23 protein-coding genes are annotated in these 25,227 nt (G+C 62.6%); 7 read left to right on the top strand and 16 right to left on the bottom strand.

Annotated features, from left to right (window positions below; translation table 11 throughout):
• Positions 1–36: 36 nt before the first annotated feature.
• Positions 37–696 carry a TetR/AcrR family transcriptional regulator gene (locus AC1RQ5_RS12095; RefSeq protein WP_398477453.1) on the bottom strand — a complete coding sequence of 220 codons (660 nt, stop codon included), beginning with the start codon at positions 694–696 and terminating at the stop codon, positions 37–39.
• A 266-nt stretch (positions 697–962) separates the two neighbouring features.
• Between AC1RQ5_RS12095 and AC1RQ5_RS12090 the strand changes: the two genes are divergently transcribed.
• The 3 genes from AC1RQ5_RS12090 (at position 963) to AC1RQ5_RS12080 (ending at position 2,306) form a co-directional block, all read left to right on the top strand.
• Positions 963–1,724, top strand: coding sequence for a sulfite exporter TauE/SafE family protein (locus AC1RQ5_RS12090; RefSeq protein ID WP_398477340.1), 762 nt, complete (start codon positions 963–965; stop codon positions 1,722–1,724).
• A gap of 80 nt (positions 1,725–1,804) precedes the next feature.
• Positions 1,805–2,032, top strand: coding sequence for a hypothetical protein (locus tag AC1RQ5_RS12085; RefSeq protein WP_398477338.1), 228 nt, complete (start codon positions 1,805–1,807; stop codon positions 2,030–2,032).
• A gap of 106 nt (positions 2,033–2,138) precedes the next feature.
• Positions 2,139–2,306: a type II toxin-antitoxin system RelE/ParE family toxin gene (locus AC1RQ5_RS12080; RefSeq protein ID WP_493199193.1), complete on the top strand. Its 168-nt coding sequence runs from the start codon at positions 2,139–2,141 to the stop codon at positions 2,304–2,306.
• Between the two features lie 87 nt (positions 2,307–2,393).
• On the opposite strand, the gene AC1RQ5_RS12075 is transcribed toward AC1RQ5_RS12080, so the two are convergent.
• Positions 2,394–3,239 carry a VOC family protein gene (locus tag AC1RQ5_RS12075; RefSeq protein WP_493199192.1) on the bottom strand — a complete coding sequence of 282 codons (846 nt, stop codon included), beginning with the start codon at positions 3,237–3,239 and terminating at the stop codon, positions 2,394–2,396.
• A gap of 246 nt (positions 3,240–3,485) precedes the next feature.
• On the opposite strand from AC1RQ5_RS12075, the gene AC1RQ5_RS12070 reads away from it, so the two are divergent.
• Positions 3,486–4,379 (top strand): sugar kinase, encoded by an 894-nt coding sequence (locus AC1RQ5_RS12070; protein ID WP_493199191.1) that lies wholly within the window; start codon positions 3,486–3,488, stop codon positions 4,377–4,379.
• Positions 4,380–4,490: 111 nt separating this feature from the next.
• On the opposite strand, the gene AC1RQ5_RS12065 is transcribed toward AC1RQ5_RS12070, so the two are convergent.
• Entirely contained in the window at positions 4,491–6,197 is a 1,707-nt protein-coding gene (locus AC1RQ5_RS12065; RefSeq protein WP_493199190.1) for an IlvD/Edd family dehydratase, read from the bottom strand.
• Positions 6,198–6,375: 178 nt separating this feature from the next.
• On the bottom strand, positions 6,376–7,197 hold the full coding sequence (locus AC1RQ5_RS12060; RefSeq protein ID WP_493199189.1) for an NAD-dependent epimerase/dehydratase family protein: 822 nt from the start codon (positions 7,195–7,197) through the stop codon (positions 6,376–6,378).
• A 255-nt stretch (positions 7,198–7,452) separates the two neighbouring features.
• Between AC1RQ5_RS12060 and AC1RQ5_RS12055 the strand changes: the two genes are divergently transcribed.
• Complete coding sequence (locus AC1RQ5_RS12055; protein ID WP_493199187.1) at positions 7,453–8,412, top strand: SMP-30/gluconolactonase/LRE family protein; 960 nt, start codon at positions 7,453–7,455, stop codon at positions 8,410–8,412.
• Positions 8,413–8,593: 181 nt separating this feature from the next.
• Here AC1RQ5_RS12055 and AC1RQ5_RS12050 read toward each other — a convergent pair whose 3' ends face one another.
• From AC1RQ5_RS12050 to AC1RQ5_RS12005, 10 genes are all read right to left on the bottom strand, one after another.
• The gene (locus tag AC1RQ5_RS12050; protein WP_398484717.1) at positions 8,594–10,024 is read right to left on the bottom strand and encodes an aldehyde dehydrogenase family protein; all 1,431 of its coding nucleotides are present in this window, start codon (positions 10,022–10,024) and stop codon (positions 8,594–8,596) included.
• 260 nt (positions 10,025–10,284) lie between these two features.
• On the bottom strand, positions 10,285–11,259 hold the full coding sequence (locus tag AC1RQ5_RS12045) for a DMT family transporter (RefSeq protein WP_493199185.1): 975 nt from the start codon (positions 11,257–11,259) through the stop codon (positions 10,285–10,287).
• Between the two features lie 280 nt (positions 11,260–11,539).
• Positions 11,540–12,460 carry a c-type cytochrome gene (locus AC1RQ5_RS12040; protein ID WP_493199183.1) on the bottom strand — a complete coding sequence of 307 codons (921 nt, stop codon included), beginning with the start codon at positions 12,458–12,460 and terminating at the stop codon, positions 11,540–11,542.
• A gap of 163 nt (positions 12,461–12,623) precedes the next feature.
• Positions 12,624–13,070 (bottom strand): c-type cytochrome, encoded by a 447-nt coding sequence (locus AC1RQ5_RS12035; protein WP_398484723.1) that lies wholly within the window; start codon positions 13,068–13,070, stop codon positions 12,624–12,626.
• 173 nt (positions 13,071–13,243) lie between these two features.
• Complete coding sequence (locus AC1RQ5_RS12030) at positions 13,244–15,541, bottom strand: xanthine dehydrogenase family protein molybdopterin-binding subunit (RefSeq protein WP_493199181.1); 2,298 nt, start codon at positions 15,539–15,541, stop codon at positions 13,244–13,246.
• A 180-nt stretch (positions 15,542–15,721) separates the two neighbouring features.
• On the bottom strand, positions 15,722–17,254 hold the full coding sequence (gene murJ, locus AC1RQ5_RS12025) for a murein biosynthesis integral membrane protein MurJ (protein WP_493199179.1): 1,533 nt from the start codon (positions 17,252–17,254) through the stop codon (positions 15,722–15,724).
• 148 nt (positions 17,255–17,402) lie between these two features.
• Positions 17,403–18,542 carry a DegT/DnrJ/EryC1/StrS family aminotransferase gene (locus AC1RQ5_RS12020; protein ID WP_493199177.1) on the bottom strand — a complete coding sequence of 380 codons (1,140 nt, stop codon included), beginning with the start codon at positions 18,540–18,542 and terminating at the stop codon, positions 17,403–17,405.
• Positions 18,543–18,614: 72 nt separating this feature from the next.
• Positions 18,615–19,628 carry a Gfo/Idh/MocA family protein gene (locus tag AC1RQ5_RS12015; protein ID WP_493199176.1) on the bottom strand — a complete coding sequence of 338 codons (1,014 nt, stop codon included), beginning with the start codon at positions 19,626–19,628 and terminating at the stop codon, positions 18,615–18,617.
• 171 nt (positions 19,629–19,799) lie between these two features.
• Complete coding sequence (gene galE / locus AC1RQ5_RS12010; RefSeq protein WP_493199175.1) at positions 19,800–20,795, bottom strand: UDP-glucose 4-epimerase GalE; 996 nt, start codon at positions 20,793–20,795, stop codon at positions 19,800–19,802.
• Positions 20,796–20,835: 40 nt separating this feature from the next.
• Positions 20,836–21,135 carry a hypothetical protein gene (locus AC1RQ5_RS12005; protein ID WP_398483122.1) on the bottom strand — a complete coding sequence of 100 codons (300 nt, stop codon included), beginning with the start codon at positions 21,133–21,135 and terminating at the stop codon, positions 20,836–20,838.
• 199 nt (positions 21,136–21,334) lie between these two features.
• On the opposite strand from AC1RQ5_RS12005, the gene AC1RQ5_RS12000 reads away from it, so the two are divergent.
• On the top strand, positions 21,335–21,556 hold the full coding sequence (locus AC1RQ5_RS12000; RefSeq protein ID WP_493199173.1) for a hypothetical protein: 222 nt from the start codon (positions 21,335–21,337) through the stop codon (positions 21,554–21,556).
• Here the strand turns inward: AC1RQ5_RS12000 and AC1RQ5_RS11995 are convergent.
• Both AC1RQ5_RS11995 and AC1RQ5_RS11990 read right to left on the bottom strand, forming a co-directional pair.
• Complete coding sequence (locus AC1RQ5_RS11995) at positions 21,553–22,965, bottom strand: mannose-1-phosphate guanylyltransferase/mannose-6-phosphate isomerase (protein WP_398483118.1); 1,413 nt, start codon at positions 22,963–22,965, stop codon at positions 21,553–21,555. The genes AC1RQ5_RS12000 and AC1RQ5_RS11995 overlap by 4 nt on opposite strands.
• A gap of 32 nt (positions 22,966–22,997) precedes the next feature.
• Entirely contained in the window at positions 22,998–23,996 is a 999-nt protein-coding gene (locus AC1RQ5_RS11990; RefSeq protein ID WP_493199171.1) for an NAD-dependent epimerase, read from the bottom strand.
• Positions 23,997–24,214: 218 nt separating this feature from the next.
• Here AC1RQ5_RS11990 and AC1RQ5_RS11985 point away from each other — a divergent pair, with 218 nt between their 5' ends.
• Positions 24,215–25,225, top strand: a complete 1,011-nt coding sequence (locus AC1RQ5_RS11985; RefSeq protein WP_493199169.1) for an MraY family glycosyltransferase — start codon at positions 24,215–24,217, stop codon at positions 25,223–25,225.
• Positions 25,226–25,227: the final 2 nt, after the last annotated feature.

Genomic DNA, 25,227 nt, shown 5'->3' with positions numbered 1-25,227 from the left:
GCGACAGCGGATGTGCGTAAATGAGGGCGACGGTGTCTACTGGATCCCCGCTTTCGCGGGGATGACAGGCTGAGATTTTGCCATGGGCATTTCCGCCGCGGAGCGCCCGGTCAACGCGCCAAGAATGAGCGCCACCATATGCGCTAGACGCTCGTCCTTGGCATCCTTGGCCAGCAGATCGCGGCCGAAGATCACGCTGAGCGTGGCATTGTTGCCGATGTAGAAGAAGCTGAGACCGGCGATGGAAATGTAGAGCTGCACCGGGTCGATCGCGACCTTGAAGTCGCCGGACGCCACGCCGCGCAGCACCACCTGGCGGATCATCTCCACGAAGGGTGAATGCATCGACTTCACCTTGTCGGAGCGCTTGATGTGTTTGGCGCGCTCCAGATTCTCGGTGTTGAGCAGCGCCAGAAATTCCGGATTACGGATGAAGTAGTTCCAGGTGAAGGTGATCAGGCTCTCGATCGCGTCCGGCGGATCGAGATGTTCGAGATCGAGCGTGCGCTCCTCGGCGCGGATCTTGGCATAGGTGCCTTCCAGCACCGCCAGATAGAGATCGTCCTTCTTGCCGACATGGTAATACAGCATGCGCTTGTTGGCGCCGGCCGCGGCCGCAATGCGATCGACACGCGCGCCGGCGAGGCCCCGCGTCGCGAATTCCTTGGTGGCGGCCTCGAGGATGCGCAGGCGCATACCTTCGGGGTCGCGCTGCCACCGCGCGGCCTTGCCCTTGGTCGATCTTTTCTTGATCGGCTGTCTGGTTGTTGGTGTGGTTGTTTGTTTCTTGGCCAAACGTCGTCCCTGTCGCCGACCGGCATGATCGATCACGCCGGCAACCTCATCGCCTGTAGCATGAGGTTGCAGCATTGAGAATGGCACGGTCTGGCGCGTATGCACAAACATCCATCGCCTTTTAACGATCGCATCGCTATCACAGCGCGACCCAACCGGATCCCGCCGTGCCCACCATCATCACCGACCCGTTTTTCTACGTCGTCGCCATCCCGGCGGTGCTGTTCCTTGGCCTGTCCAAGGGCGGCTTTGCCGGCGTCGGTATCGCAGCCACGCCGCTGCTGGCGCTGTATTTGCCGCCGCTGGAGGCTGCCGCGCTTTTGCTGCCGGTGCTGATCACGCAGGATCTGATCTCGCTCTATGTCTATCGGCGCGAATGGGACGCGTCGAACCTCAAGATCATGCTGCCCGGTGCCATCATCGGCATGGCGATCGCATGGCTGTTCGCATCGATCATTTCGGACAATGCGGTGCGCATTACCGTCGGCCTGATCGGGCTCATCTTTGTCATCGATGTCTGGCGCAAACGCGCGCAACTCGAACCGCGTCGCATGGGACCTGCGGCCGGTGTTTTCTGGGGCGCGGTGTCGGGCTTTACCTCGTTCATGACGCAGGCCGGCGGACCACCGTTCCAGGTCTATGTGCTGCCGCAGCGATTGCCGAAGCTCGTGCTGGTCGGCACCATGACCATCTTCTTCGCCATCGTGAACGCGCTGAAGATCGTGCCGTATCTCGCGCTCGGCCAGTTCAACACCGCCAATTTCGCGACATCGCTGCTGCTGTTGCCCGCCGCCGTGGCAACCAATTTCGCCGGCATCTGGCTGGTGAAGCGCACGCCGACCAACCTGTTCTACAACATCGCCTATGCCATGCTGCTGGTGATCTCGCTGGTGCTGTTGTGGCAGGGCGTGTCGCATTTCGTGCGGTAGCGCAGAAGCTTGAACCTGTACGAGCTTGACGACTTTCTTGGTGCGGGTGCATCATAACCGATGATGGTAAGGACGACGGCATGACACGCTTGTTTGACCAAGCCGTGGAGAAAGTTGCGCAGCTCCCCGATGAAGAGCAGGACGCGCTTGCGCGCGTGCTACTGCAACTCGCCGGTCAGGAGCAGCCGCCCTACCTGCTCACGCCTGAGGAAGAAGTCGAACTCGACGCCTCGATCGCAGCCGAGGCACGCGGCGAATTCGCGACGGATGAGGAGATCCGCGCGATCCGGGCGAAGCATGGCCGGTGATCGTCCGCTACACCAAACCCGCCGCAAAGCAGCTTGACGCGATCCTCGACTATATTGCGGGCCACTCCCCTCAGGCGCCAGCAACGTACTCGACCGGATCGATGAAATGCTTGCGCTGATTGCGGCGCAGCCCGGTGTCGGCCGAGCGACCAATCGCCCCGGCTTTCGCCGCGTCAACCTGCACCCTCATCCTTACGCGATCCTCTATCGGGCCGACGCGACGGAGATCGTTATTCACGCCATCCGCCACGACGCCCGCAAGCCACGGCGCTAGGCTGTAGGATGGGTTGAGCGAAGCGATACCCATCGCGACAGGCGCTTGCGGTGATGGGTATCGCTGCGCTCAACCCATCCTACGATCTCAGCCCTCCCTCTCTGTCCGCTCGATCAGCAGCGTCGGAATGCCGAGCGTTCCGTCTTTCAAGCTGGCGACGCGGGTGCCGGGTTTGCGGCCGTTGCGTACCTCGGAGACCGTGACATGGGCAGCGAGCAGGCGCTCGCGCGTGGCATCGATATCGGCGACGCGCCAGGTCATGCCCCACAGTTGGTCGCGATTGACGTCGCCCTGATCGTGCGGGCGCTTGACCACTTCGACGATGAGATCGCCACAGCGGAAGAACATCAGGTGGCCCCAATCGGGGTTGGAGCGATCGAGTGCGAGATCGAGGCCGAGCCGCGCGCCATAGAGTGCGGCGGCGCGCTCCGGATCCTGCGTGGCGACGACGATGTGATCGAGGCCGATGATCGGCGTCTCGGCGGTCGCTGTGGACACCTCGCGCTCGCCGTTCAGTTCGAGGAAGAACTGCCGGACGCCGCGGGTGTGCTCAGTGGCTGCGCGGGTGCGCTTCCACGACAGCACGGCGCCGGTGTCGCGATCCTTGCTCTCGACCTCCGAGATCGGATCGGGCTTCAGCGCCACGCGATCGAGGCGGCGATGCATCTTGCCGATATCGGACGTGGCGAAACAGATACTCGCCAGCGACGCGCCGCTTTCCGGCAGCACGGCGCGGATGCGGGTCGCGGCCGTGCCCTCGCCATGCGGCGCCATCAGCTCGATGGACATATTGGCAAGCGTGAAGATCGCGAGCTCTGCGCCCTCGCTGGTGCTGCGCCAGGACGGTTTTCGCGCAAACAGCGTCTGGTAGGTGGCGATGCCTGCCTCCAGATCGTCCAGCAGAATGACGACATGATCGAGCCCGGTGATCATCGCTTGCTCCTTCCCGTTTCTTATCCCGCCACTATGGCAGCTTTTCCGGCGGACCGGTCAAGACGACGCAGTCTCAATGCGCGATTTGCCCCAGTGTGGCCATGACGGAGGCACAGACAGGAGTCGCGGGACGATCTTGCGGCACCGCACAATTTCGATGGCGGGCGGCCGCGGCGCTGCTAAGCTGGTCGACGCGGCCGATGCCGGCGACCGCACCGCCATCACTCTGACGCGACGGACGGATTCATGAAAGCGCTCTTTATCGGACAGACCTATATCGACGTCACCTTCATCACCGACCATATGCCGACCGGCGACGAGAAGCATGTCGCTTCCGACTATGCGGTATCGTTCGGCGGCAATGCCGTGACCGCGGCCTTCTGCTGCGCCAAGCTCGGCGTCGTGCCCGACCTGATCGCCACCATCGCCAATGACTGGCTCGGGCGCATGTTCATGGACATGAGCGCGAAATACAATATCGAGATTCATCCGCGCAAGGTGGCGTCATCCTCGCTGTCCTTCATCATGCCAAAAGACGGCAAGCGCGCCATCGTCCGTTGCCGCGACGACGAGCATATCCATCCCTTCCCGCTGCTCAATCTCGGCGCCTGCCGTGCGCTGCATGTGGACGGGCATCAGCCGGATGCGGCGATCCATTATGCAAAGCTTTGCCGTGAGGCGGGCATCCTGACCTCGCTGGATGGCGGCGGCTTGCGCACCAATACGCATGAGCTCCTGGAATATATCGACGTCGCCATCGTCGCCGAACGGCTGTGCGAGCAGATGGATCTCACGCCGGACAAGATGCTGGACTATCTCAAGGGCCGCGGCTGCCGTGTCGGCGGCATCACGCTCGGTGAGCGCGGACTGCTCTGGTATGACGAAGCTGGCACGGTGCATACACAGCCCGCCTATAAAATTCCGCGCGACAAGGTGATCGACACCAACGGCGCCGGCGACGTGTTTCACGGGGCCTATGTGTATTCGTATCTCGCTAATCCCGGTGCGAGCTGGTCGGAGCATTTCCAGTTCGCGCGCGCGGCTTCGACGTTCAAGATCCAGAAACTCGGCAATGAAAGCGGATTGCCGACGCTGGCGGATATTGCCGCAGTGAAGCAGGAATATGAGGCGAAGGTTTAGTTCGCCGCACACTTCACTTGTCGTCGCCCGGCTTGACCGGGCGATCCAGTAAACGCAACGGCGTCGGCGTGTACTGGGTCACCCGGTCAAGCCGGGTGACGACAGCTGGAACTACGCCTTCCCCTCCCCCGTCATAAAATCGAAATCGCAGCCTTCATCGGCCTGCGTGATGGTGGTGTGAAACAGATGCGCGTAACCGCGCTTGGCCCAATCCGGCGTCACCGGTTTCGGCAGCGCCGCCTGGCGCTTGGCGAGCTCGGCCTCATCCACCAGAAGATCGATGCTGCGCTTCGCCACATCGAGCCGGATCATGTCACCATTCTTCACCAGCGCCAATGGGCCGCCCACCGCGCTCTCCGGCGTGATGTGCAGCACGATGGTGCCGAACGCCGTGCCGCTCATGCGGGCGTCAGAGATGCGCACCATGTCCTTCACGCCTGCGCGCGCGAGCTTCATGGGGATCGGCAGATAGCCCGCCTCGGGCATGCCCGGGGCGCCCTTGGGGCCGGCATTGCGCAGCACCAGCACGTCGTCGGCGGTCACGTCGAGATCGGGATCATCGACGCGATTGGTCATGTCCTCGACCGACTCGAATACCACGGCGCGGCCGGTGTGCTGCAGCAGTTTCGGCGACGCAGCCGCATGCTTGATGACGGCACTGCGCGGGGCGAGATTGCCGTGCAGGATCGCGAGGCCGCCTTCGCGCTTGATCGGATTATCCTTGGTGCGGATCACGTCCTGCCCCGGCACGTCCTCGGCCCTGGCAACGATCTCGCGCAGTGTCTCGCCATTCACCGACTTCGCGTCGAGATCGATGAGATCGCCGAGTTGCTCCATCAGCTTGGGCACGCCACCGGCATGGTGGAAGTGCTCCATATAATGATCGCCGGACGGCTTCAGATCGACCAGCACCGGCACGTCGCGACCAAGATCGTCGAAGGCGGCAAGATCGATACGGTTCGGCGTGCGATTGGCCATGGCGGTGAGATGGATCAGGCCATTGGTGGAGCCACCGATCGCCTGCAGCACCACCTGCGCATTGCGGAACGAGCCGGGTGTGAGGAATTCACTCGGCTTCGGCCCCTTGTTCTTGGCAAGCTCGGCGGCGACCTTGCCACTGGCTTCGGCCGAACGGAAGCGCTCGGCATGCGGCGCGGGAATCGTCGCGCTCATGGGCAACGACAGGCCCATGGCTTCGGTGATGCAGGCCATGGTGGACGCCGTGCCCATCACCATGCAGGTGCCGACGGACGGCGCAAGACGCGCATTGACCGCGTCGATCTCCTGCTGGTCGATCTCGCCCGCGCGGAACTTGCCCCACATGCGGCGGCAATCGGTGCAGGCGCCGAGCACTTCGCCCTTGTGATGGCCGACCACCATCGGACCTACCGGGATCACCACCGTCGGCAGATCGACGGAGAGCGCGGCCATGATCTGCGCCGGCAGCGTCTTGTCGCAACCGCCAATCACGACCACCGCATCCATCGGCTGGGCGCGGATCATTTCCTCGGTGTCCATCGCCATCAGGTTGCGCAGATACATCGAGGTCGGATGTGCAAAGCTCTCGCCGATGGAGATCGTCGGAAACACCATCGGCAGCGCACCGGCCAGCATGACGCCGCGCTTCACCGCCTCGATGATCTGGGGCGAATTGCCGTGGCAGGGATTGTAGTCGCTGTGCGTGTTGGTGATGCCGACGATCGGGCGATCCAGCGCATCATCGGAATAGCCCATGGCCTTGATGAAGGCCTTTCGCAGGAACAGCGAAAAGCCGGCATCGCCATAACTCGTGAGCCCCTTGCGCAATCCGTCGGCCATGGTCGCATTCCCGTCACTTGTTTTGAATGGTTCTTATGGAGCGACTGGGAAGGATGTCAATGCGGGGCACGCGTCCGCAGGATGGGTTGAGCGGAGCGAAAACCCATCAGCCGAACTACGCCGCAAGCTCCGCCGATGGGTTATCTCTCCGGCGCTCCGCGCCTGCGCTCAACCCATCCTACGATTTCGGCGCCCAGACCTTGCTGAAATCACCCGAGAATTCGGCACTGCAAAACGCCCCGCCCTGATAGAAATCGCCGACCGGATCGGGCTTCAACTTCGCCTGTTCCGCCAAGGCATGTTCGAGATGATCCTCGCCCTTCCCCGTCGGCCGATAGCCGAGCTCATAGGCGCGCGAGTTATCCCACCAGGCGCGTTCGTTATAGGAAGCGCCGTAAAGCACCTCGAAATGAATGTCGGGATGTGCGAGCCCGATCTGGCAGAGCTGCACCAGATCCTCCGGCTTCAGCCAGATCGAGAGCCGGCGCTTGTCGAGCGGCGCGTCGCCGAAATTGCCGATGCGGAGGCATGTCACCGACAGCCCGTGCTTGTCGGCATAAAGCGCGCCGAGCGCCTCGCCGAACACCTTGCTGACACCATAACGGCTATCCGGGCGCGCGGTGACATCGGGGGGGATTTTGCTGTGGCGCGGATAGAAGCCGACCGCATGGTTCGACGAGGCGAACACGATGCGCTTGACGCCCTTTCTCCGTGCGGCTTCGAACAGATTGAAGCAACCGATGATATTGGCCTGCAGGATGGTGTCCCACGGCCCTTCCACCGAGAAGCCGCCGAAATGCAGAATGCCATCGACGCCTTCGCAGATGGCTTCCACAGCCGAGAGATCGGCGAGATCGGCTTGCTTGAAGGTTTCAGTGGATTTCAGATTTGGCGGCGTGTTGAGATCGCTCAGAACAAGATCCGGATAGATCGGTGGCAGCAATTCGCGCAAGCGTGTGCCGATGCCGCCCGATGCGCCTGTCATCAAGATCCTTGGCATTCCCGTCCCTCGCAACTTTGATCGTTCGTTGCAGGGAGTATGACTTGATGAAGATACGGGGACAAGCCATCACATCCTCACATTGTCGTCGTCCGGCTTGACCGGGCGATCCAGTCTACTCTGTAGCCTCAGTGTGTACTGGGTCACCCGGTCAAGCCGGGTGACGACAATCGTGTGTCTGTGCACCGGCGTTGCTCGCCTCTGCGGTGGATGCTAGCAAACACACCAGAGGAAACGACAGCAAACGAGACACCAATGTCCGACACGTCATCCCGCGGCTGGCAGCCTGCCTCCCACTATCCCGACCCCGCCATCACCGCGCTCGATCCCCGCTTCGAGAAATACTGGATCAAGCTCGGCGCCGTGGAGCGCATCGCCACCGGCCTGCGCTGGGCGGAAGGGCCGGTCTGGTTCGGCGATGGCCGCTATCTGTTGTGCTCGGACATTCCCAACAACCGCATCATCCGCTGGGATGAAGAGACCGGTGCCGTCAGCGATTTCCGCAGGCCGTCGAACTATGCCAATGGCAATACGCGCGACCGGCAGGGACGGCTGATCACCTGCGAGCATGGCCGCCGCCTGATCCGCACCGAATATGACGGCAGCATCACGGTGCTGATGGATCGCTTCGAGGGCAAGCGGCTCAACTCACCGAATGACGTGGTGGTGAAGTCCGACAATTCGATCTGGTTCACTGATCCAGCGTTCGGCATCATGAGCGATTACGAAGGCGACAAGGCGCCGTCGGAGATCGGGCAGAACGTCTATCGCATCGATGGTGAGACGCTGCAGGCGAGCATCGTTGCCGACGACATTCTCGCGCCGAACGGGCTGTGCTTCTCGCCGGATGAGACAATTCTTTACATCGTCGAGTCCCGCGGCGTGCCGACGCGGAAAATCCTTGCTTACGATGTGGCGCCGGATGGCAAATCACTGAAGAACAAGCGTGTCGCCATCGATGCCGGCCCCGGCACGCCGGACGGCATGCGCTGCGACATCGACGGCAATCTGTGGTGCGGCTGGGGCATGGGCACGCCCGAGCTCGACGGCGTGATGGTGTTCGCCCCGGACGGCAAGCCGATCGGGCGCATCGCCCTGCCGGAACGCTGCGCCAATGTCGCGTTCGGCGGGCGCAAGCGCAACCGGCTGTTCATGGCGGCGAGCCAGTCGATCTATGCGGTGTATGTGAACACGCAGGGGGCGCTGGGAGGATAGCGCGGAATTGTAGGATGGGTTGAGCGCAGCGAAACCCATCATTCCGTCGATTGCGGCAAGCTCCGCCGATGGGTTTCGCTCCAGCGCTTCGCGCTTCCGCTCTACCCATCCTACAAACAAAAACGCCGGAGCTTGCGCCCCGGCGTTTTCAGTCACGAAGCTTGCGCTTCGAAACGCGGTCTTACGCCGCGTCGTAGCCTGCGATGGCCTTTACTTCGAGGAAGTCCTCGAGGCCATGCTTACCCCATTCACGGCCGTTGCCGGACTGCTTGTAGCCACCGAACGGCGCGGTGCGGTCGTTCGGGGCGCCCTGCAGATTGACGTTACCGGCACGGATGCGGCGACCGAACTTGCGGGCGCTCTCGATCGTGTCGGCCGAGACGTAGCCGGCGAGACCATAGGGCGTGTCATTGGCGATGCGGAGTGCATCGGCTTCGTCCTTGGAGCCCATGATCACGAGCACCGGCCCGAAGATTTCCTCGCGCGCGATGGTCATGTTCTCGGTGACGTCAGCGAAGATCGTCGGGCGGACATAGAAGCCCTTGTTGACGCCTTCCGGCAGGCCGGGGCCGCCGGCGACCAGCGTGGCACCTTCGTCGATGCCCTTCTGGATCAGGCCCTGGATCTTGTCCCACTGGCCACGATTGACCACCGGACCAATCACGGTGCCATCGGCACGCGGATCGCCGGCTTTGGTCTTGTCGGCCTGGGCCTTGGCGATGGCGGCGATTTCCTTCATCGCGCCCTGCGGCACGATCATGCGGCTCGGCGCGTTGCACGACTGTCCGGAATTGTTGAACATGTGCGCGACACCGCCGGTGACGGCCTTCACGTAGTCGGCGCCTTCGAGGATCACGTTCGGCGACTTGCCGCCGAGCTCCTGGCTGACGCGCTTGACGGTGTTGGCAGCGCGCTTGGCAACGTCGATGCCGGCGCGGGTCGAGCCGGTGAACGACACCATGTCGATATCCGGGTGCTCGCTCATGGCGACGCCGACCTCTGGGCCGAGGCCGTTGACGAGGTTGAACACGCCCTTCGGCACGCCAGCTTCGTGCATGACTTCAGCGAAGATCAGCGCCGAGGTCGGGGTGAATTCCGACGGCTTCAAGATCATTGTGCAGCCGGCAGCGATCGCAGGCGCAACCTTACAGGCGATCTGGTTGAGCGGCCAATTCCACGGCGTGATCATGCCAACGACGCCGATCGGCTCCTTGGTGATGACGGCCTGGTTGTGCTTCTCGTCGAACGCATAGGTCTTGAGCACGTCGAGGGTCGCGGTCAGATGGCCGAGGCCGGCGCCGGCCTGCAGGCGCTCGGCCATCGGCAGCGGTGCGCCCATCTCGTCGGACACGGATGCACCGATATCCTTGATGCGGGCCTTGTAGGCGGTGATGATCTTTTCGAGCAGCGCGATGCGCTCTTCGCGGGTGGTCTGCGAGAAGGTCTCGAAGGCGCGCTTGGCGGCGGCGACGGCCTTGTCCACATCGGCCTTGGAGCCGAGCGCAACTTCATACATCGCCTCTTCGGTCGCCGGATTGACGACGGGCGTCGACTTCTTGACGGCGGGATCGACCCAAGCGCCGTCGATGTAGAATTGCAGGCGGTTGACCATTGGTAACCTCTTTGAATTGCGGAAGCGTTTTTGTTGAGCGCCAGTACAGACAGGTCGTGTGGGACAGCGGCCTGCGCGGCAAGCATCCTTGCGCGATCATTCCGCCAATCGGGCCCGCCATGCACGGGATGTCGCGTGTTGCGACGACCTGCATTTAAGTGCAGTCGCATGGCAGGAGCAAGGCCCGCCAGTTTGTGCATGTTCCAAATTCAAAAATGCCGCAGCTCGCGGCGAGTGTGCACCGCAGCATTTCGGCGAAGCTAGCGCTTCTTGCCGAGCACCGTCACGGGCGCGTCGGGATCGGCTTCTTCATCGGCCATGGCCGATATCGGTGACATCGGCGTGTCACGCAGACGCTTGAGGCCGAGATGCCGCTCGCGCAGGATCACGAAGATGCCGGCCGCGGCAACGATCACCGCGCCGATGACGACATAGATGGTCGGCACTTCGCCGAACATCCAGAAGCCGAGCATGAAGGCCCACAGCATCGCCGTGTAATCGAACGGTGCGAGAAAAGATGCCGGCGCATAGCGATAGCTTTCGGTGAACAGCATCTGGCCGAGGCCACCGGCAATGCCGATGCCGATGAGCAAGGCAAGCTCGAAGCCCGTCGGCCAGCGCCAGCCGAACGGCGCCGTCACCAGCGATGCAGCCATCACGATCAGCGTCATGATGATCACGATCGAGGCCGACGACTCGGTTGCCGTGAGACGGCGGATCTGGATGGTGGCACCACCAGCCGTGAAGGCATTCATCAGTGCCAGGAACAGGCCAACTATCATCGCGCCATCGAGCGCTGCGTGATTGTGGAAATACGGCGACAGCATCAGGATGACGCCTGAAAAGCCCACACCCACCGCCGACCAGCGATAGACATGTACTTTCTCCTTCAGGAACAGCGCGGCGAACACCACGGTGATCAGCGGCGCAATGAAGGCGATGGCAGTGACATCCGCAATCGGCAGGCGGGCCAGAGCACCGAATGTGCAAAAGGTCCCGATCACGCTGAACGAGCCGCGCACCAGATGGGCGGAGAACCGATCGGTCTGCAACGCGCCGCGCAGCTGGCCGCGCCAGCCGAAGAACAGCACGATAGGGATCAGAGCGAACAGGCCGCGGCAGAACACGATTTCGCCGAGCGGAATGGCGCTGCCGAGATAACGCCCCTGCGCGCCCATGAGGGCAAAGGCCATGGTGCTGGCGACTTTCAGCGACACGGCTTTGAAGATGTTCATGGGGGAGCAGGAGATCAAAATTGCAGGGAATCGCCGGTCGGCAAATGCTGCAGCACACAATCACGTGAGCGGACGCACGAAAACCACCACGGGGACATGGCTTGGCGGGTTTCCATGCGTGGGAGAGCACGGTGGGAACGACTCCCCTTCTCTGGCTGTCACCACCCGCGAAAGCGGGTGGTCCAGTAGACAACGCCGCTGGCGATAGGGCCAAGAGGCCGCCGTTTACTGGATCCTCCGCTTTCGCGGAGGATGACAATCGCGTGCGCCCGGTTGAGCCTCAGCCCTTCTTCGCGGGCTTCGGAGGCCCTTCCACCGCCGGCAGTAACTTCAGATAGGCCGCCATCGCCGCCCGATCCTCGTCGCTGAGCTGCGCCGTGTTGCGGATCACCGGGGCCATGGAGCCGCCCGCGGTGTCGCCTTCCGGCGTCTCGCCGGTTTTGAGGAAATAAGCGAGATCCTTCTCGCTCCAGTCCTTGAGGCCCTTCTGGGTGATGTTGGGCACCCAGCCCTGCCCTTCGGGATTTGGCCCGCCGGCAAAGCGCTGCTTCTCGACGATGCCGCCGATTTCGTTGCGCGGGCTGTGGCACTCGGCACAATGACCGAGCGCATTCACCAGATAGGCGCCGCGATTCCATTGCGGGGATTTTGCGCTGTCCGCGACGAAGGGTTTGCCGTCGAGGAACAGGAATTTCCAGACGCCGAGATTGCGGCGCAGATCGAACGGAAAGCCGACTGCGTGATCCGGCGCCTTTGTCGTCACCGGCACCAGAGTCTTGATATAGGCGAACAGATCGCGTGCATCGGCGGAGGTCATCCGCTGATAGGACGTGTAGGGAAAAGCAGGAAAGTAGTGCTCGCCCTTTGGCGAAGTGCCCTTCAGCAGCGCCGTGACGAAATCCGCCTCGCTCCAGCGGCCGATGCCGGCAGTCGGATCGGGCGAGATATTCGGGGCGTAGAAGGTGCCGAATGGCGAGGTCAACGGCAGTCCGCCACCGAGTACGAGCTTGTCATCCTGCTTGGGCGTCGCATGACATGACGCACAGCCCCCGGCATTGAAGACGGTCTTGCCATTGGCGACGTCAGGCGTGTGCGCCGGCAAGGTGCTGGCCGCGACGGTTGCCGGGATCGTCAGCCACCAATAGACGCTTAGGCCGATGGCGAAGAAGAATGCGAAGAGGATGAGAAAGCGTTTCAGCACGCGAAAGCCTGTCACTCTGGAAGATAAAACCACTGCGCTGAAACTCCGCCCTCATGGTGAGGAGGCGTTCGCTCTTGAGAACGCCGTCTCGAACCATGAGTTGCGTGCACGACCATCCTTCGTGACGCGGTCGATGGCCGCTCCTCAGGATGAGGGCAGAGCTTTAGCTCTTCAGCCGATACGTCTCGTGGCAGCTGCCGCATTGCTTGCCAATGGCGCCGACATTCGCCTTGAGGCTGTCGAGATCCTTCACCTTGCCCTTGGTCTCGGACACCGCCTTGCTGAAATCCGCGACATGCGCGGCGAAGCCGGCCTTGTCGTCCCACACCTTCGGCGAGGTCGAATATTCGGTGCCTTCCTTCAGGCCCTTGGTGCTGTCCGCAAACAGCGCCGGCAGCTTGGTCGCGGTCTCGGTCAGGGTCGCGAAGGCGGCATCCACGGCGGCCTGATCATAAGGCTTGTCGCCCTTGGCCATGGCGCTGAGCGTGCCGCCCAGGGCGCGGCCGGTGGCCTTCATCTGGGCCTGGCGGTCCTTGACGATGTCCTGCTGGGCCGAAACGGCACCGATACCGAGCGCCAGGACACCGGCGACGAGAAATGCGTATTTCATCAAGACCTTCCTTTTCTAGAATTCGACTAGGACTAATGTGCAACAAAGGCATGAACCCCGGCTGACGACGGGTATTCCAAAAGTGGTGTCGCAGGATGGGTTGAGCACAGCGAAACCCATCACGGCCGGCGCTGGGGTGATGGGTTTTCGCTGCGCTCAACCCATCCTACGGGCTAGAGCCGGTGCAGCCTTTCGTGCTCGCGGATCGCCATCCAGACGCGCTCCGGGGTTGCGGGCATGTCGATGTGCTCGATCCTGTATTCGCGATGCAGGCCTTCGATGATCGCGTTCATGATCGCCGGGCAGGAGCCGATCGCCCCCGCCTCGCCCGCGCCCTTCACCCCCAGCGGATTGGTGGTGCAGGGAATGTTGTGGGTCTCGAACGAGAACGCGGCGCCGTCTTCCGCACGCGGCAGCGCGTAATCCATGAAGGTGGCGGTGACCAGCTGGCCATCCTTGGGGTCATAGACCGCCTGCTCCATCAGCGCCTGGCCGATGCCCTGCATGGTGCCGCCATGGACCTGACCGGCCAGCAGCAGCGGATTCAGCGTGACGCCAAAATCATCGACGATGACGTAATTGACAATACGGATCTTGCCGGTGGATGGATCGATCTCGACCTCCACCGAATGCGTCCCGTTGGGGAATGTGCCATCGGCGCTGCTGAAGGTCTCGCTTGCATTGAGCTTTGATGGATCGGCCTTCTTGGCGAGATCGGCGAAGGACACCGAGCGATCGGTGCCGGCGATGCGCACGACGCCGCCGTCGATCTCCAGATCGGCCACGCTCGTTTCCAGCGCGTCGGCGGCAAGCTCCTTCAGATTGATGCCGAGTTGCTTCGTCGCGCGCTGCACGCTGACGCCACCAGTGGGGATCGAGGCCGAGCCGCCGGTGCCGAGGCCGGTCGCAACCTTCGCGGTGTCGCCCTGGATGATATGCACCCGCTCTGGTGCCACGCCGAACTGCTCAGCGACGATCTGCGCATAGGCCGTGTGATGGCCCTGCCCGGTCGACTGGGTGCCGATCAGGATGGTGATATCGCCATCGGCGCCGAGGGCCACATTGGCGGTCTCGTCGCCCATGGTGCCGCAGACCTCCACATAGGTGGCCATGCCGATGCCGCGGACGAGACCGTCCTTCTTGGCGGCCTTGGCGCGCTTCGGAAAGTCCTTCCAGCCGGCGACATCCATCGCGCGCTTCATATGCGCGGTGAAATCGCCGGAGTCATAGACCTTGCCGGTCGCCGTCTTGTACGGCATCGCCTTCGGCGCGATGAAATTCTTGCGGCGGATCGCATCGGGCGACATGCCGAGTTTTCGCGCGCATTGATCGACCAGGCGTTCGACGACGTAAGCGGCTTCGGGACGGCCCGCACCGCGATAGGCGTCCACCGGCACGCTGTTCGTGAATACCGTGCGGACGCGGCAGTGGAAGGCCTGGATGTCGTAGAGCCCCGGCAGCATGCCGGCGCCGCCATGGGGAATGTACGGCCCGAAGGTCGAGAGATAGGCCCCCATATCGGCCATCAGGTCGACATCCATGGCGAGAAACTTGCCGTCCTCGCTGAGCGCCATGCGGGCATGGGTGACATTGTCACGGCCCTGCGCATCGCCGAGGAAATGGTCCGAGCGATCGGCAGCCCATTTGACGTTCTTGCCGAGCTTCCTGGCGGCAAAGGCCACCAGCGCATATTCGCGATAGGGAAACAGCCGGGTGCCGAAACCGCCGCCGACATCGGGGCAGATCACGCGCATCTTGTCCTTCGGCATCTTCAGCACATTGTCGCAGAGGATATCGCGCAGGCGATGGCTGCCCTGGCTGCCGATGGTCAGCGTCATGTGATCGCGCTTGGCGTCGTATTCGCAGATCGCCGCGCGGGTCTCCATGTAATTGATGACGACGCGCGGATTGACGATTTTTACTTCGGCAATGACAGGCGCCTTGGCGAAGACCTCATCGACCTTTTTCTTGTCGCCGATCGGTACGTCGAACAGCACATTGCCGGGATGCTTGTCCCAGACCACAGGCGCGCCCTTGGCGACGGCATTGTTGAGACCATTCACCGATGGCAGCGGCTTCCATGCGACCTCGATCGCTTCGATGGCGTCGCGCGCCTGCTCCACGGTCTCTGCGACGATGAAAGCGATGGCGTCGCCGACATGGCGCACCTCCTTGGCCGCGAGGATCGGATAATCCGGGCCGGTGAAGGGATGGTCCTCGAGATTGAACAGGCAGGGCAGCCCGCCAAGATCCTTGGTGTCGTCAGCCGTCAGGATCGCCGCGACGCCGGGCATCGCGCGTGCCTTGGCGGCATCGAGCGTGAAGGTCGCATGGGCATGCGGCGAGCGCAGTACCAGGGCATGGAGGGTGGCGGGTGCGTGATCGTCGGTATAGCGGCCACGGCCGCGGATCAGGGCATCGTCTTCCTTGCGCAGGACGCTTTGTCCGACGCCGAACTTGATGGGTGCCATTGGTCCTCCGACTGTAATTTAGAAACAGTCTACACAGCGACGGGAGGGCGGCAAGTGGGCGGCGCAACATCGTGAACACGATGCCGTAGGGCGGATGAGGCGAAGCCGTCATCCGCCGGCGGAGTTGATGTGGGAGGACCGCAGCGGATTACGCTGCGCTCGTCCGCCCTACGGATACGGCTATCTTGGGCGCACGAGATTGCGCAGCCAGCTCTTGCCGAAAAGCGCAAGAATCAAGACGCAATAAACGACCACGGTCACCAGGATGAGAATGCCCAACGTCGCTTCGTCGCGGAGGGTCGTCATCTCGGCAAATTGCAGCGCCGCATATTGCGCGGTGCCCCAGAGCACCGCGGCGAGGACGATTCCAGCCACGGCAAATTTCCCGAGTGCAATCAGGAACGCGCGATCGAACTCCAGATAGCCTGCGCGTGTCGCAAAGAAGATCACCAGCAGAAGATTGATCCACGCCCCCGCCGCGGTGCCGAGCGCGAGGCCGATCTGGGCCAGCGAGCCCATCAGCAGGACCTTCAGCGCCACATTGACGGCGATGCCGGTGAGTGCCGCGATCATCGGCGTGGTCGTGTCCTTGCGCGCGTTGAAGGTTGCAACCGCGCTGCGGATCATCACGAAGGGGATCAGCGCGATGGCGTAGGCGGCGAGCGTCGCGGCGGCCACGGCCGCATCGGCCTTGCTGAAGGCGCCACGCGCAAACATCGCGCGCATGATGACATCCGGCACGGTGAGGAAGGCCGCGACGAAGGGCAGAGAGAACAGCAGCGTGAACAGGAAGGCGCGGCGCTGCGCGCCCATGGCGCCGACATGATCGTTCGCCGCCATGCGCCGCGACATTTCCGGCAGCAGCACCGTGCCGATGGCGATGCCGATGACGCCGATGGGCAGCTGGTTCAGGCGATCAGCGTAATACAGCGCCGACAGCGCACCGACCGGCAGGAAGGTGGCGATGATCGTGTCTGCAAACAGCGCGACCTGCGTGCCCATAGAGCCCAATGTCGCCGGACCGAGCGCACGGAAGAAGCCGCGAATATCCTCGTCGAGCCGCAACGGCGCAAAGCGCGGCAGGCCGCCATGGCGCTGCAGGTCGCCGGCCAGCAGCAGATATTGCAGGACGCCGGAAATCAAGACGCCCCAGGCAGCGGCATGGCCGGCGCTCGGGAAGAATGCGGCGAGCGCCAGCGTCGCCATCATCGAGATGTTGAGAAAGATGGATGCCGCCGCAGCGCTGGCGAAGCGCTGCATCACGTTGAGCATGCCGCCATACAGCGTCACCAGCGTGATCAGCAGCAGATAGGGAAAGGTGATGCGCGTCAGTTCGATGGCGAGGTGGCGCTGGGCGGGATCGTCGGTGAAGCCCGGCGCCAGGATCGTCATGGCTTGCGGCATGAACACGATGGCCAACACCAGCAGCACCACCTGCGAGGCGAACAGCAGCGTGAAAATCCGATCGGCGAACAGATGCGCGGCATCCTGGCCGCCCTTCCCGCTCACATGGGCATAGGCCGGCACGAAGGCCGCGTTGAAAGCGCCCTCGGCGAAAATGGCGCGGAAATGATTGGGCAGGCGGAGCGCGACAAAGAACGCATCCGCAATGGGACCGGCACCGAGAATTGCGGCGAGCATGATGTCGCGCGCGAATCCGGTGATCCGCGAGAGCAGCGTGTAGCCACCAACGGTGAAAATGCGTCCCAGCATCAGATCGACTTATTGCCCCGACTCAGCTGTCGTCACCCGGCTCGACCGGGTGACCCAGTATACACAGGCGCAGATGTTTCACATTGGCTGTGCCGGATACTGGATCGCCCGCTTTCGCGGGCGATGACAATGTACCCGCGGAAGCGTTTTATGCCAGCGCGTCGCGCACAGCCTGGATCACGCGATCCTGCGCGGCTTCGTCGAGATAGGCGTGGACCGGCAGGCTGATTACGTCTGCTGACAGGGCTTCAGAGACCGGCAGGCCGCCATCGACGACCGGATAGTGTTTGTAGGCGGTCTGCATATGCATCGACTTCGCATAATAGATCGCGCTCGGCACGCCCTGCGCCTTCAGCGCATTGGCGAAGGCATCACGGTCCGTGCCCTTGGGCAGGCGGATGGTGTAACAGGCCCAGATCGACGTATTGCCCTCGGCCACGCGCGGCACCGTGACAAGATTGCCGAGGCTGCGGGCATAGCGCTCGGCGACCTTGTTTCGGGCGACGATCTCGTCGTCAAAGATCTTGAGTTTCTCGAGCAGCACCGCGGCCTGAATCGTATCAAGTCGGCCGGTGATGCCAAGACGGATATTGTCGTATTTGTCACCGCCCTGCCCGTGGATGCGGATGCTGCGCAGGATGTCGGCCAGTTCATCGTCATCGGTGAAGATCGCGCCGCCATCGCCGAAGCAGCCGAGCGGCTTGGCGGGGAAGAAGCTGGTGGTGGTGGCGAGCGCCGAGGTGCCGACGCGCTTGCCCTTATACGTTGCGCCAAAGCCCTGCGCGCAGTCTGAGAGCACGAACAAGCCTTCAGCCTCGGCGATCGCGCCGATGGCATCGAGATCGGCGGGCTGGCCGAACAGGTCCACCGGGATGATCGCCTTCGGCGTGAGGCCGGCCGCCTTCGCCGCGATGATGCCGCGCTTCACCGATTCCGGGCTGATGTTGAAGGTCACCTCGTCGACATCGACGAAGACGGGCGATGCACCGACCAGCGCAGCGGCTTCACCCGTCGCACAGAAGGTGAAGGACGGGCACAGCACCGCGTCGCCGGGGCCGATATTCTTGGCCATCAGCACCATCACCAGCGCATCGGTGCCGCTGGCGCAGCTGATCACATGCTTGGCGCCGCAATATTTTGCGAGTTCGGCTTCAAGCTTGGCGACTTCAGGGCCGTTGATGAACTGGCAGTGATTGAGCACGCGGCTGACGGCTTCATCGACCATTGATCCCAGGCGCTGGCGCTGGGCATTGAGATCGATGAAGGGAACGGGAGTGTGCTGGTTCATTGCGAGGCCTGCGAAGAAGATATCGTTGAATCGAAGCCGGCGCCCCATGAGGCGCCGGAGATGGGTGCAGCGTCAGCCCACGACCTTGCGCGGTGCGGAGCGCGGCGCCGTCGCCGCCTGGGTCTTCGGCGCTTCCAGGCACTGGATCGCGATCTCGAGCGAGGCGACGCCCTCCTCGCCGGTGACCGCCGGCACGCCGCCGGTGCGCACGGCATCGAGGAAGGCATTGAGTTCGGCGCGCAGCGGCTCATCCTGGCCGACCGGCAGATGGCGCATGGAATAGCTGCCATCGGTCTTGAAGCCGAAGCATTCGGTGACCTGACGGGTGAGCAGATCGCCGGTCACGTATTTGCCGCGCGTCGCCACCGTCACCGTGCGCGCCTTGAACGGCGTCAGCCAGTTGGTGTTGATATGGGCGAGCACGCCCGACGCGGTGCGGAATTGCAGCAGCGCGATGTCCTCGCGCTCGGCGATGGCGGAGGCGAGCTGCGGCTGTACTTCGACGATATCGCTTTCGGTGAACCAGCGGATCAGATCGATGTCATGCACGGCGAGATCGATGACCACGCCGACATTGGACATGCGCGGCGGGAACGGCCCCACGCGGGTGATGCCGATGGAGAGAATATCCTCACCGGCGATCGCCTTCTTGATGGTGGCGACGGCAGGGTTGAAGCGTTCCACATGGCCGATCATCAGCGTGACGCCGGCCTTCTTGGCGGCGGCGACGATCTCGCGTCCCTCTTCCACCGTGGACGCCACGGGCTTCTCGACGAGGACGTGAACGCCCCTGGCGATGCAGGCGAGCGCAACCTCGTGATGCAGATGGGTCGGCGCAGCGATGGTCATCGCATCGACGCCGGTCGCCAACAGTTCATCAAGCGTGGTGAAGGTCTTGCAGCCAATCAGGTTCTCGGCACGGGTCCGATGCTCGGCCAGGGGATCGACGATGCCGACCATTTCAATGCCGGGCAGCCCGGCCAGAACGCGGCCGTGATTCGTGCCCATGACGCCTGCGCCAACCACGCCGACGCGCAGCACGCGTGACTGATCCCTGCCAACTACTTTGGAACCGCTCGAAACCATACTTAATCCCACCAAACGCACGCCCATCCCAGCGCGTGCGGGTGTCCTAACATGACGCCACAATTGTGGCGATGCAGCAAACCAATGATCCAAACACGTTTTGATTCAGAGAATTACATGAAAACCGGGCGGCGGAACCTGCGATTCCGGGCCGTTTTACGGCCTTCCCGGTCAGGCAGTGCGAAGCGGGTGGGCCTTCCGATGCCATGCCCAGGCCGTGCGGACGATAGTGGTGAGATCGGACGACACAGCGCGGAAACCCAGCACATCGAAGGCCGCTGACGAATCGGCCACCAGGAATTCGGGATCACCGGCGCGGCGCTCGCGGACGACGTGAGGGACGGCCCTGCCGGCCTCCTGCTCGATCGCCTTGAGAATCTGCAGGACCGAGAAGCCGCTGCCCGTGCCGAGATTGAACGCCCCGCCCTGGTGCCCATCCAGCAGATGCTTCAGCGCCAGGATATGCGCGGCGGCGAGATCGGCAACATGGATATAGTCGCGAATCGCGGTGCCGTCGGGAGTCGCGTAATCGTCGCCGAACACCGAGAAATCCACATGCCCCTGCAGCGCCATCATGGCGCGCGGAATCAGATGCGTTTCCGGATCGCGCAGTTCACCGATATCGCCATCGGGATCATCGCCACAGGCATTGAAGTAACGCAGGCTGAATGAGTTGAGCCCGTAGGCGCGGCGATAATCCGCCAGCGCCTGCTCGATCATCCATTTGCTCATGCCATAGGGATTGATGGGCCGGCCCGCAGCTGCCTCGGCGATCGGCTTGCTATCGGCCTGCCCATAGACCGCGCCGGTGCTGGAGAAAACGAGCTTCAGCACATTCGTTTCGCGCATGGCCTGCAGCAGACCAAGCGTGCCGGCGAGATTGTTCTGATAATATTTCTGCGGATCGATCACGGACTCGCCGACCGCGCTGAAGGCGGCGAAATGCATCACCGCAATGACGCCATGGGCAGCGATGGTCTCAGCCACTTTGCGGCTATCGGCGATGTCGCCGACGACCAGTGGCCCCCATTTCACGAAGGCTTCGTGGCCGCTCGACAGGTTATCGTAGCAGACCGGCAGATAGCCGGCCGCATACAGGGCCTTGCAGCAATGCGCGCCGATATAGCCTGCACCGCCAGTGACCAGAACGGCCTGCCGCGAATCCATCCTGCGAAATTCCTGTCTTTGGGTTACGCAAACAAACGATCTATTCCGGCTGGACGATCGTGACGAGCATGCCATCGACAGGGACGAGAAACGCCATAGTCGGCCCTTCCGATGGACCTGCACCGGTCATGGCGTGCTTGAAGGCGACAACTTCGATGTCCGTCGCATCACGCGCCGCGAAGACTGCGACCTCGCCGAATAGCGGCTTGCCATGTCGCTTCAAATCACTGAGGTCGGCGCGAAACTCGGGCAGCCCGCAAATGCCGCGGGCCTCTTCGATACTGTCGGCATCGAAGACCATGGTCGGCTGTCCGTCGATTTCGAGGGTAAAAACTTTCACGGGAATTGCTCAGGCGGCAATGGATCGGGTCAGACAAGTTTACGCGGCGCGCAGCCGGTTATCCATTAAATTGCGGAAATCTGGACGATCAGTCGTGCACAGCGCGACGGTAACCTTGATAGGTTAGGTTAAGCCCAAGTTGCGATTGAGGAATTTGGCTCGACCCACTTAACATGACGGCACACGCATCGAGGTCGCCATGTTGATCGATAGCCCTAACCATCTGCGTATTTTGAAACTCAGGCCACGTACCGACTGGGCCGCGGTGTGGCACCTCTGGACGGTGCTGATCCCGCGGCGATCGATCACCGGACGCCTGGTCCGCGGACAAGTCTGGCGGCGGCACGATGGCCGCCGCTGGATCTACAAGAAGTTCGACAACATGGCCAAGCCCTCAAACGACGGACGGCGCTCGGCTTAGGTTCGCTTGTAGTCGTCCTCGATGCGCACGATGTCGTCCTCGCCGAGATAGCTGCCGGTCTGCACCTCGATCAATTCCAGCGGAATCTTGCCAGGATTTTCCAGGCGATGCGAGACGCCGATCGGAATGTAGATCGACTCGTTCTCCTGCATCACCTTCACCTGGTCGTTCAACGTCACCTTGGCCGTGCCACGAACGACGATCCAGTGTTCGGAACGGTGGTGATGCATCTGCAGAGAAATCCGCTCGCCCGCCTTCACCACCAGGCGCTTCACCTGGTAGCGCTCGCCGGTCTCCAGCGCCTGCACCGATCCCCATGGACGATGGGTCTTGAGATGATCTTCGGTGACGCGCGGAGCTGCAACTTTCAGCTTGGTCACGAGACGCTTCAGATTGTTGGGGTCCTTCTGCCGCGACACCAATACGGCATCCTGCGTCGCCACGACAACGAGATCATCGACGCCTTCCAGCGCGACCGTCGGGCCGTCGCTGGCGACGTGGCAATTGCGGGTATCCTCGAACACCGCAACTCCCTGTGCGGCATTGCCGTGGGCATCCTTGGCGGACAGTTCCCACACGGCGAGCCAGGAGCCGACATCTGACCAGCCGCAAGAGACCGGCACCACGGCGGCTTTGGCGGTCTTCTCCATCACAGCGTAGTCCACCGAGATGGCCCGCGCCTGCTTGAAAGCGTCGGCGTCTAGGGTGAAAAAGCCGAGATCGCGACCGGCTTTGGTGACGGCATCCGAAATGGTCGTGACGCTGTCCGCGTCCACGGAACGGTACTCATCGAGCAGCGTGGTTGCGCGGAACATGAAGTTGCCGCTGTTCCAGAGATAGCCAGCCTCGACATAACGTGTGGCCGTCGGCAGATCCGGCTTCTCGACGAATTTGGCGACACGCTTCACATCGCCCGAAAGCCCATCGCCCGGAGAGATGTAGCCATATTCGACGGCGGGACGTTCCGGTGTGACACCGAACGTAACGATGTGATCGTTACCGGCTTCGACAAGTCCGGCGCGGCAGGCCGCAACAAATGCCGGCACGTCGCGCACGACGTGGTCCGCCGCCAGAGCCAGCACCACCGCATCGCTATCGCGCGTCAGGGCAAAGGCCGCGCCCGCGGCAATGGCCGGCCCGGAATCACGGCGCGCCGGCTCCAGCAGAATATCAGCCTCGTGGCCGATCTCGGCGAGTTGTTCGCGCACCATGAAGCGATAGGCCTCGCTGGTGATGACGATCGGCCGATCGAACAGAGCGGGATCGGCGATCCGCAGAATCGTATCCTGAAACGTCGAGCGCGGCCCGAACAGCGGCAGGAATTGCTTTGGCCGCCCCTCGCGCGACGACGGCCACAAGCGTGTACCCGCGCCGCCGCACATGATCAGGGGAATGATGCGCTTGCTCATGGCTGCTCGCTCTCTTTCGTCCGGAAGCTAACTTAGCGGCTTGCGCCGAGATTGCCGTAATGGCTGCGATACCAGGCCACGAATTGCCGAATGCCCTCCTCGATGCTGGTATCCGGCTTGAATCCGACATCGCGCATGAGGTCATCCACATCCGCAAAGGTCTCGGGCACATCGCCGGGCTGCATCGGCAGCATGGTCTTGATCGCGTCCAGTCCAAGTTCTTTCTCAAGAACCTGCACCACATGCAAAAGCTCTTCCGGCTTGTGGTTACCGACATTGTAGATCCGCGCCGGCGCCTCGTCGGCGCTGCCAGCAGGAACATGATCGATCAACCGGCTGATAGCACCGACGACATCGTCCACATAGGTAAAGTCGCGCCGCATGTCGCCATGATTGAACAGCTTGATCGGCTGCTTATCGATGATCGCCTTGGTGAACAGGAAGATCGCCATGTCCGGCCGGCCCCAGGGGCCGTAAACCGTAAAGAAGCGCAGTCCCGTGGTCGGCAGCCGGTAGAGATGGCTGTAGGAATGCGCCATCAGCTCGTTCGCCTTCTTGGTCGCGGCATAGAGGCTGATGGGATTATCGACCCGATCGCTGACAGAGAACGGCTTCTTCTTGTTCGCGCCATAGACCGAGGACGACGAGGCATAAAGCAGATGCTTGCAGCCATTGTGGCGGCAGCCTTCGAGGATATTCAGGAATCCTTCGAGATTGGCGTCGGCATAGGCATGCGGATTATCGATGGAATAGCGTACGCCGGCCTGAGCCGCGAGATGGATCACCACCGGAAACTTGTGCTCGGCCATCAGCGCCAGCAATGCCGGGCGATCGGCCAGATTGGCTTTGACGAAGGTGAAATTCGGCCGGCCTGCCAGTTCGGCGAGCCGAGCCTCTTTCAACGCGGGATCGTAATAGTCATTGACGCTGTCGAGGCCGACCACGGTGCGGCCCTCTTCCAGCAATTGGCGCGTGACATGAAAGCCAATGAAGCCAGCGGCGCCAGTGACGAGGATGGAAGGTTCAGACATCATGTCCCCAGATTTGCCGCGCGGACCGCATTGCTGGCCCAGTGGGCCGAAGTCTATTAGCCATGAGGCCGCGAATGCTGCAATAGTCCGGTATCGCAGCACCCGATTGCGTCAGAACCGCGACCTCGCGGCGTGGCCATGCCGGAGAAACCCGCTATGAAGGCGGCCACGCATAGCTCGCTTGAACCGTCCAAAAAACTGGTCACCTTGTCATTCCGATGTCGTCAACCGAACTGATCGCCCTGCTCCTTGCGCTGGTCGCTGCCGCCGCCCTCTCCGCGCTCTGCATCCGGGCCATCCGCCCGTTGCTGATCCGCTACGCATTGGCGCGGCCGAACGCGCGGTCGTCGCACAAGGTGCCAACACCGCAGGGGGCTGGCATCGCGGTGATCGCAACGACATTGCTGGTGGCAGCCATTGCAATCGCCTGGTTCGCAACCATCACCATCTCGCTCTGGGTGTTATTCGCAGCGACCTGCGTGATCGCCATGGTCGGCGCAGTGGACGATCTGCGGCCGCTGCCGGTCGCGCCGCGCTTCGCGCTGCAAGCTTTGTGCGTTGCTGCCGCGCTCGTCGCATTGCCGGCCGACCTTCAGATCGCACCGGCTGTGCCGCTGTGGCTCGAACGTGTCGTGTTGCTGGTCGGCATGCTGTGGTTCGTCAATCTCACCAACTTCATGGATGGCCTCGACTGGATCACCGTGGCCGAGGTCGTACCGGTGACGGCGAGTTTGGCACTGCTGTGCCTGAGCGGCGCGTTCTCTCTTCCAGCAGCGCTCATTGCTGCCGCGCTTTGCGGCGCCATGCTGGGCTTCGCGCCGTTCAACAAGCCGGTGGCCAAAATGTTTCTCGGCGACGTGGGCAGCCTGCCCATCGGCCTCCTGATTGCCTGGTGCCTGCTGCAGCTCGCCTTCGCCGAACATCTTGCAGCAGCCATCCTGCTGCCGCTCTACTATCTCGCTGACGCCACCGTGACGCTGCTACGACGCATGGCGCGGCGCGAGCCGTTCTGGCTCGCCCATCGCTCGCATTTCTACCAGCGCGCGACCGACAACGGCTTTTCAGTGATCGAGGTCGTGCGACATGTGTTTGGGTTGAACATCATTCTCGCTGGACTGGCGGGATTGTCGATCTATCTCAAATCCGCTCCGATCAGCATCGCTGTGCTCATTGCCGGCATCGGCGCCACGGCGCTGGTGCTGCGGCGGTTCTCAACACCGCAGAGCTGACA

The organism is Tardiphaga sp. GW821-FHT12E02 (assembly GCF_058807155.1).
This window is presented reverse-complemented; position numbering and strand designations above follow the sequence as displayed.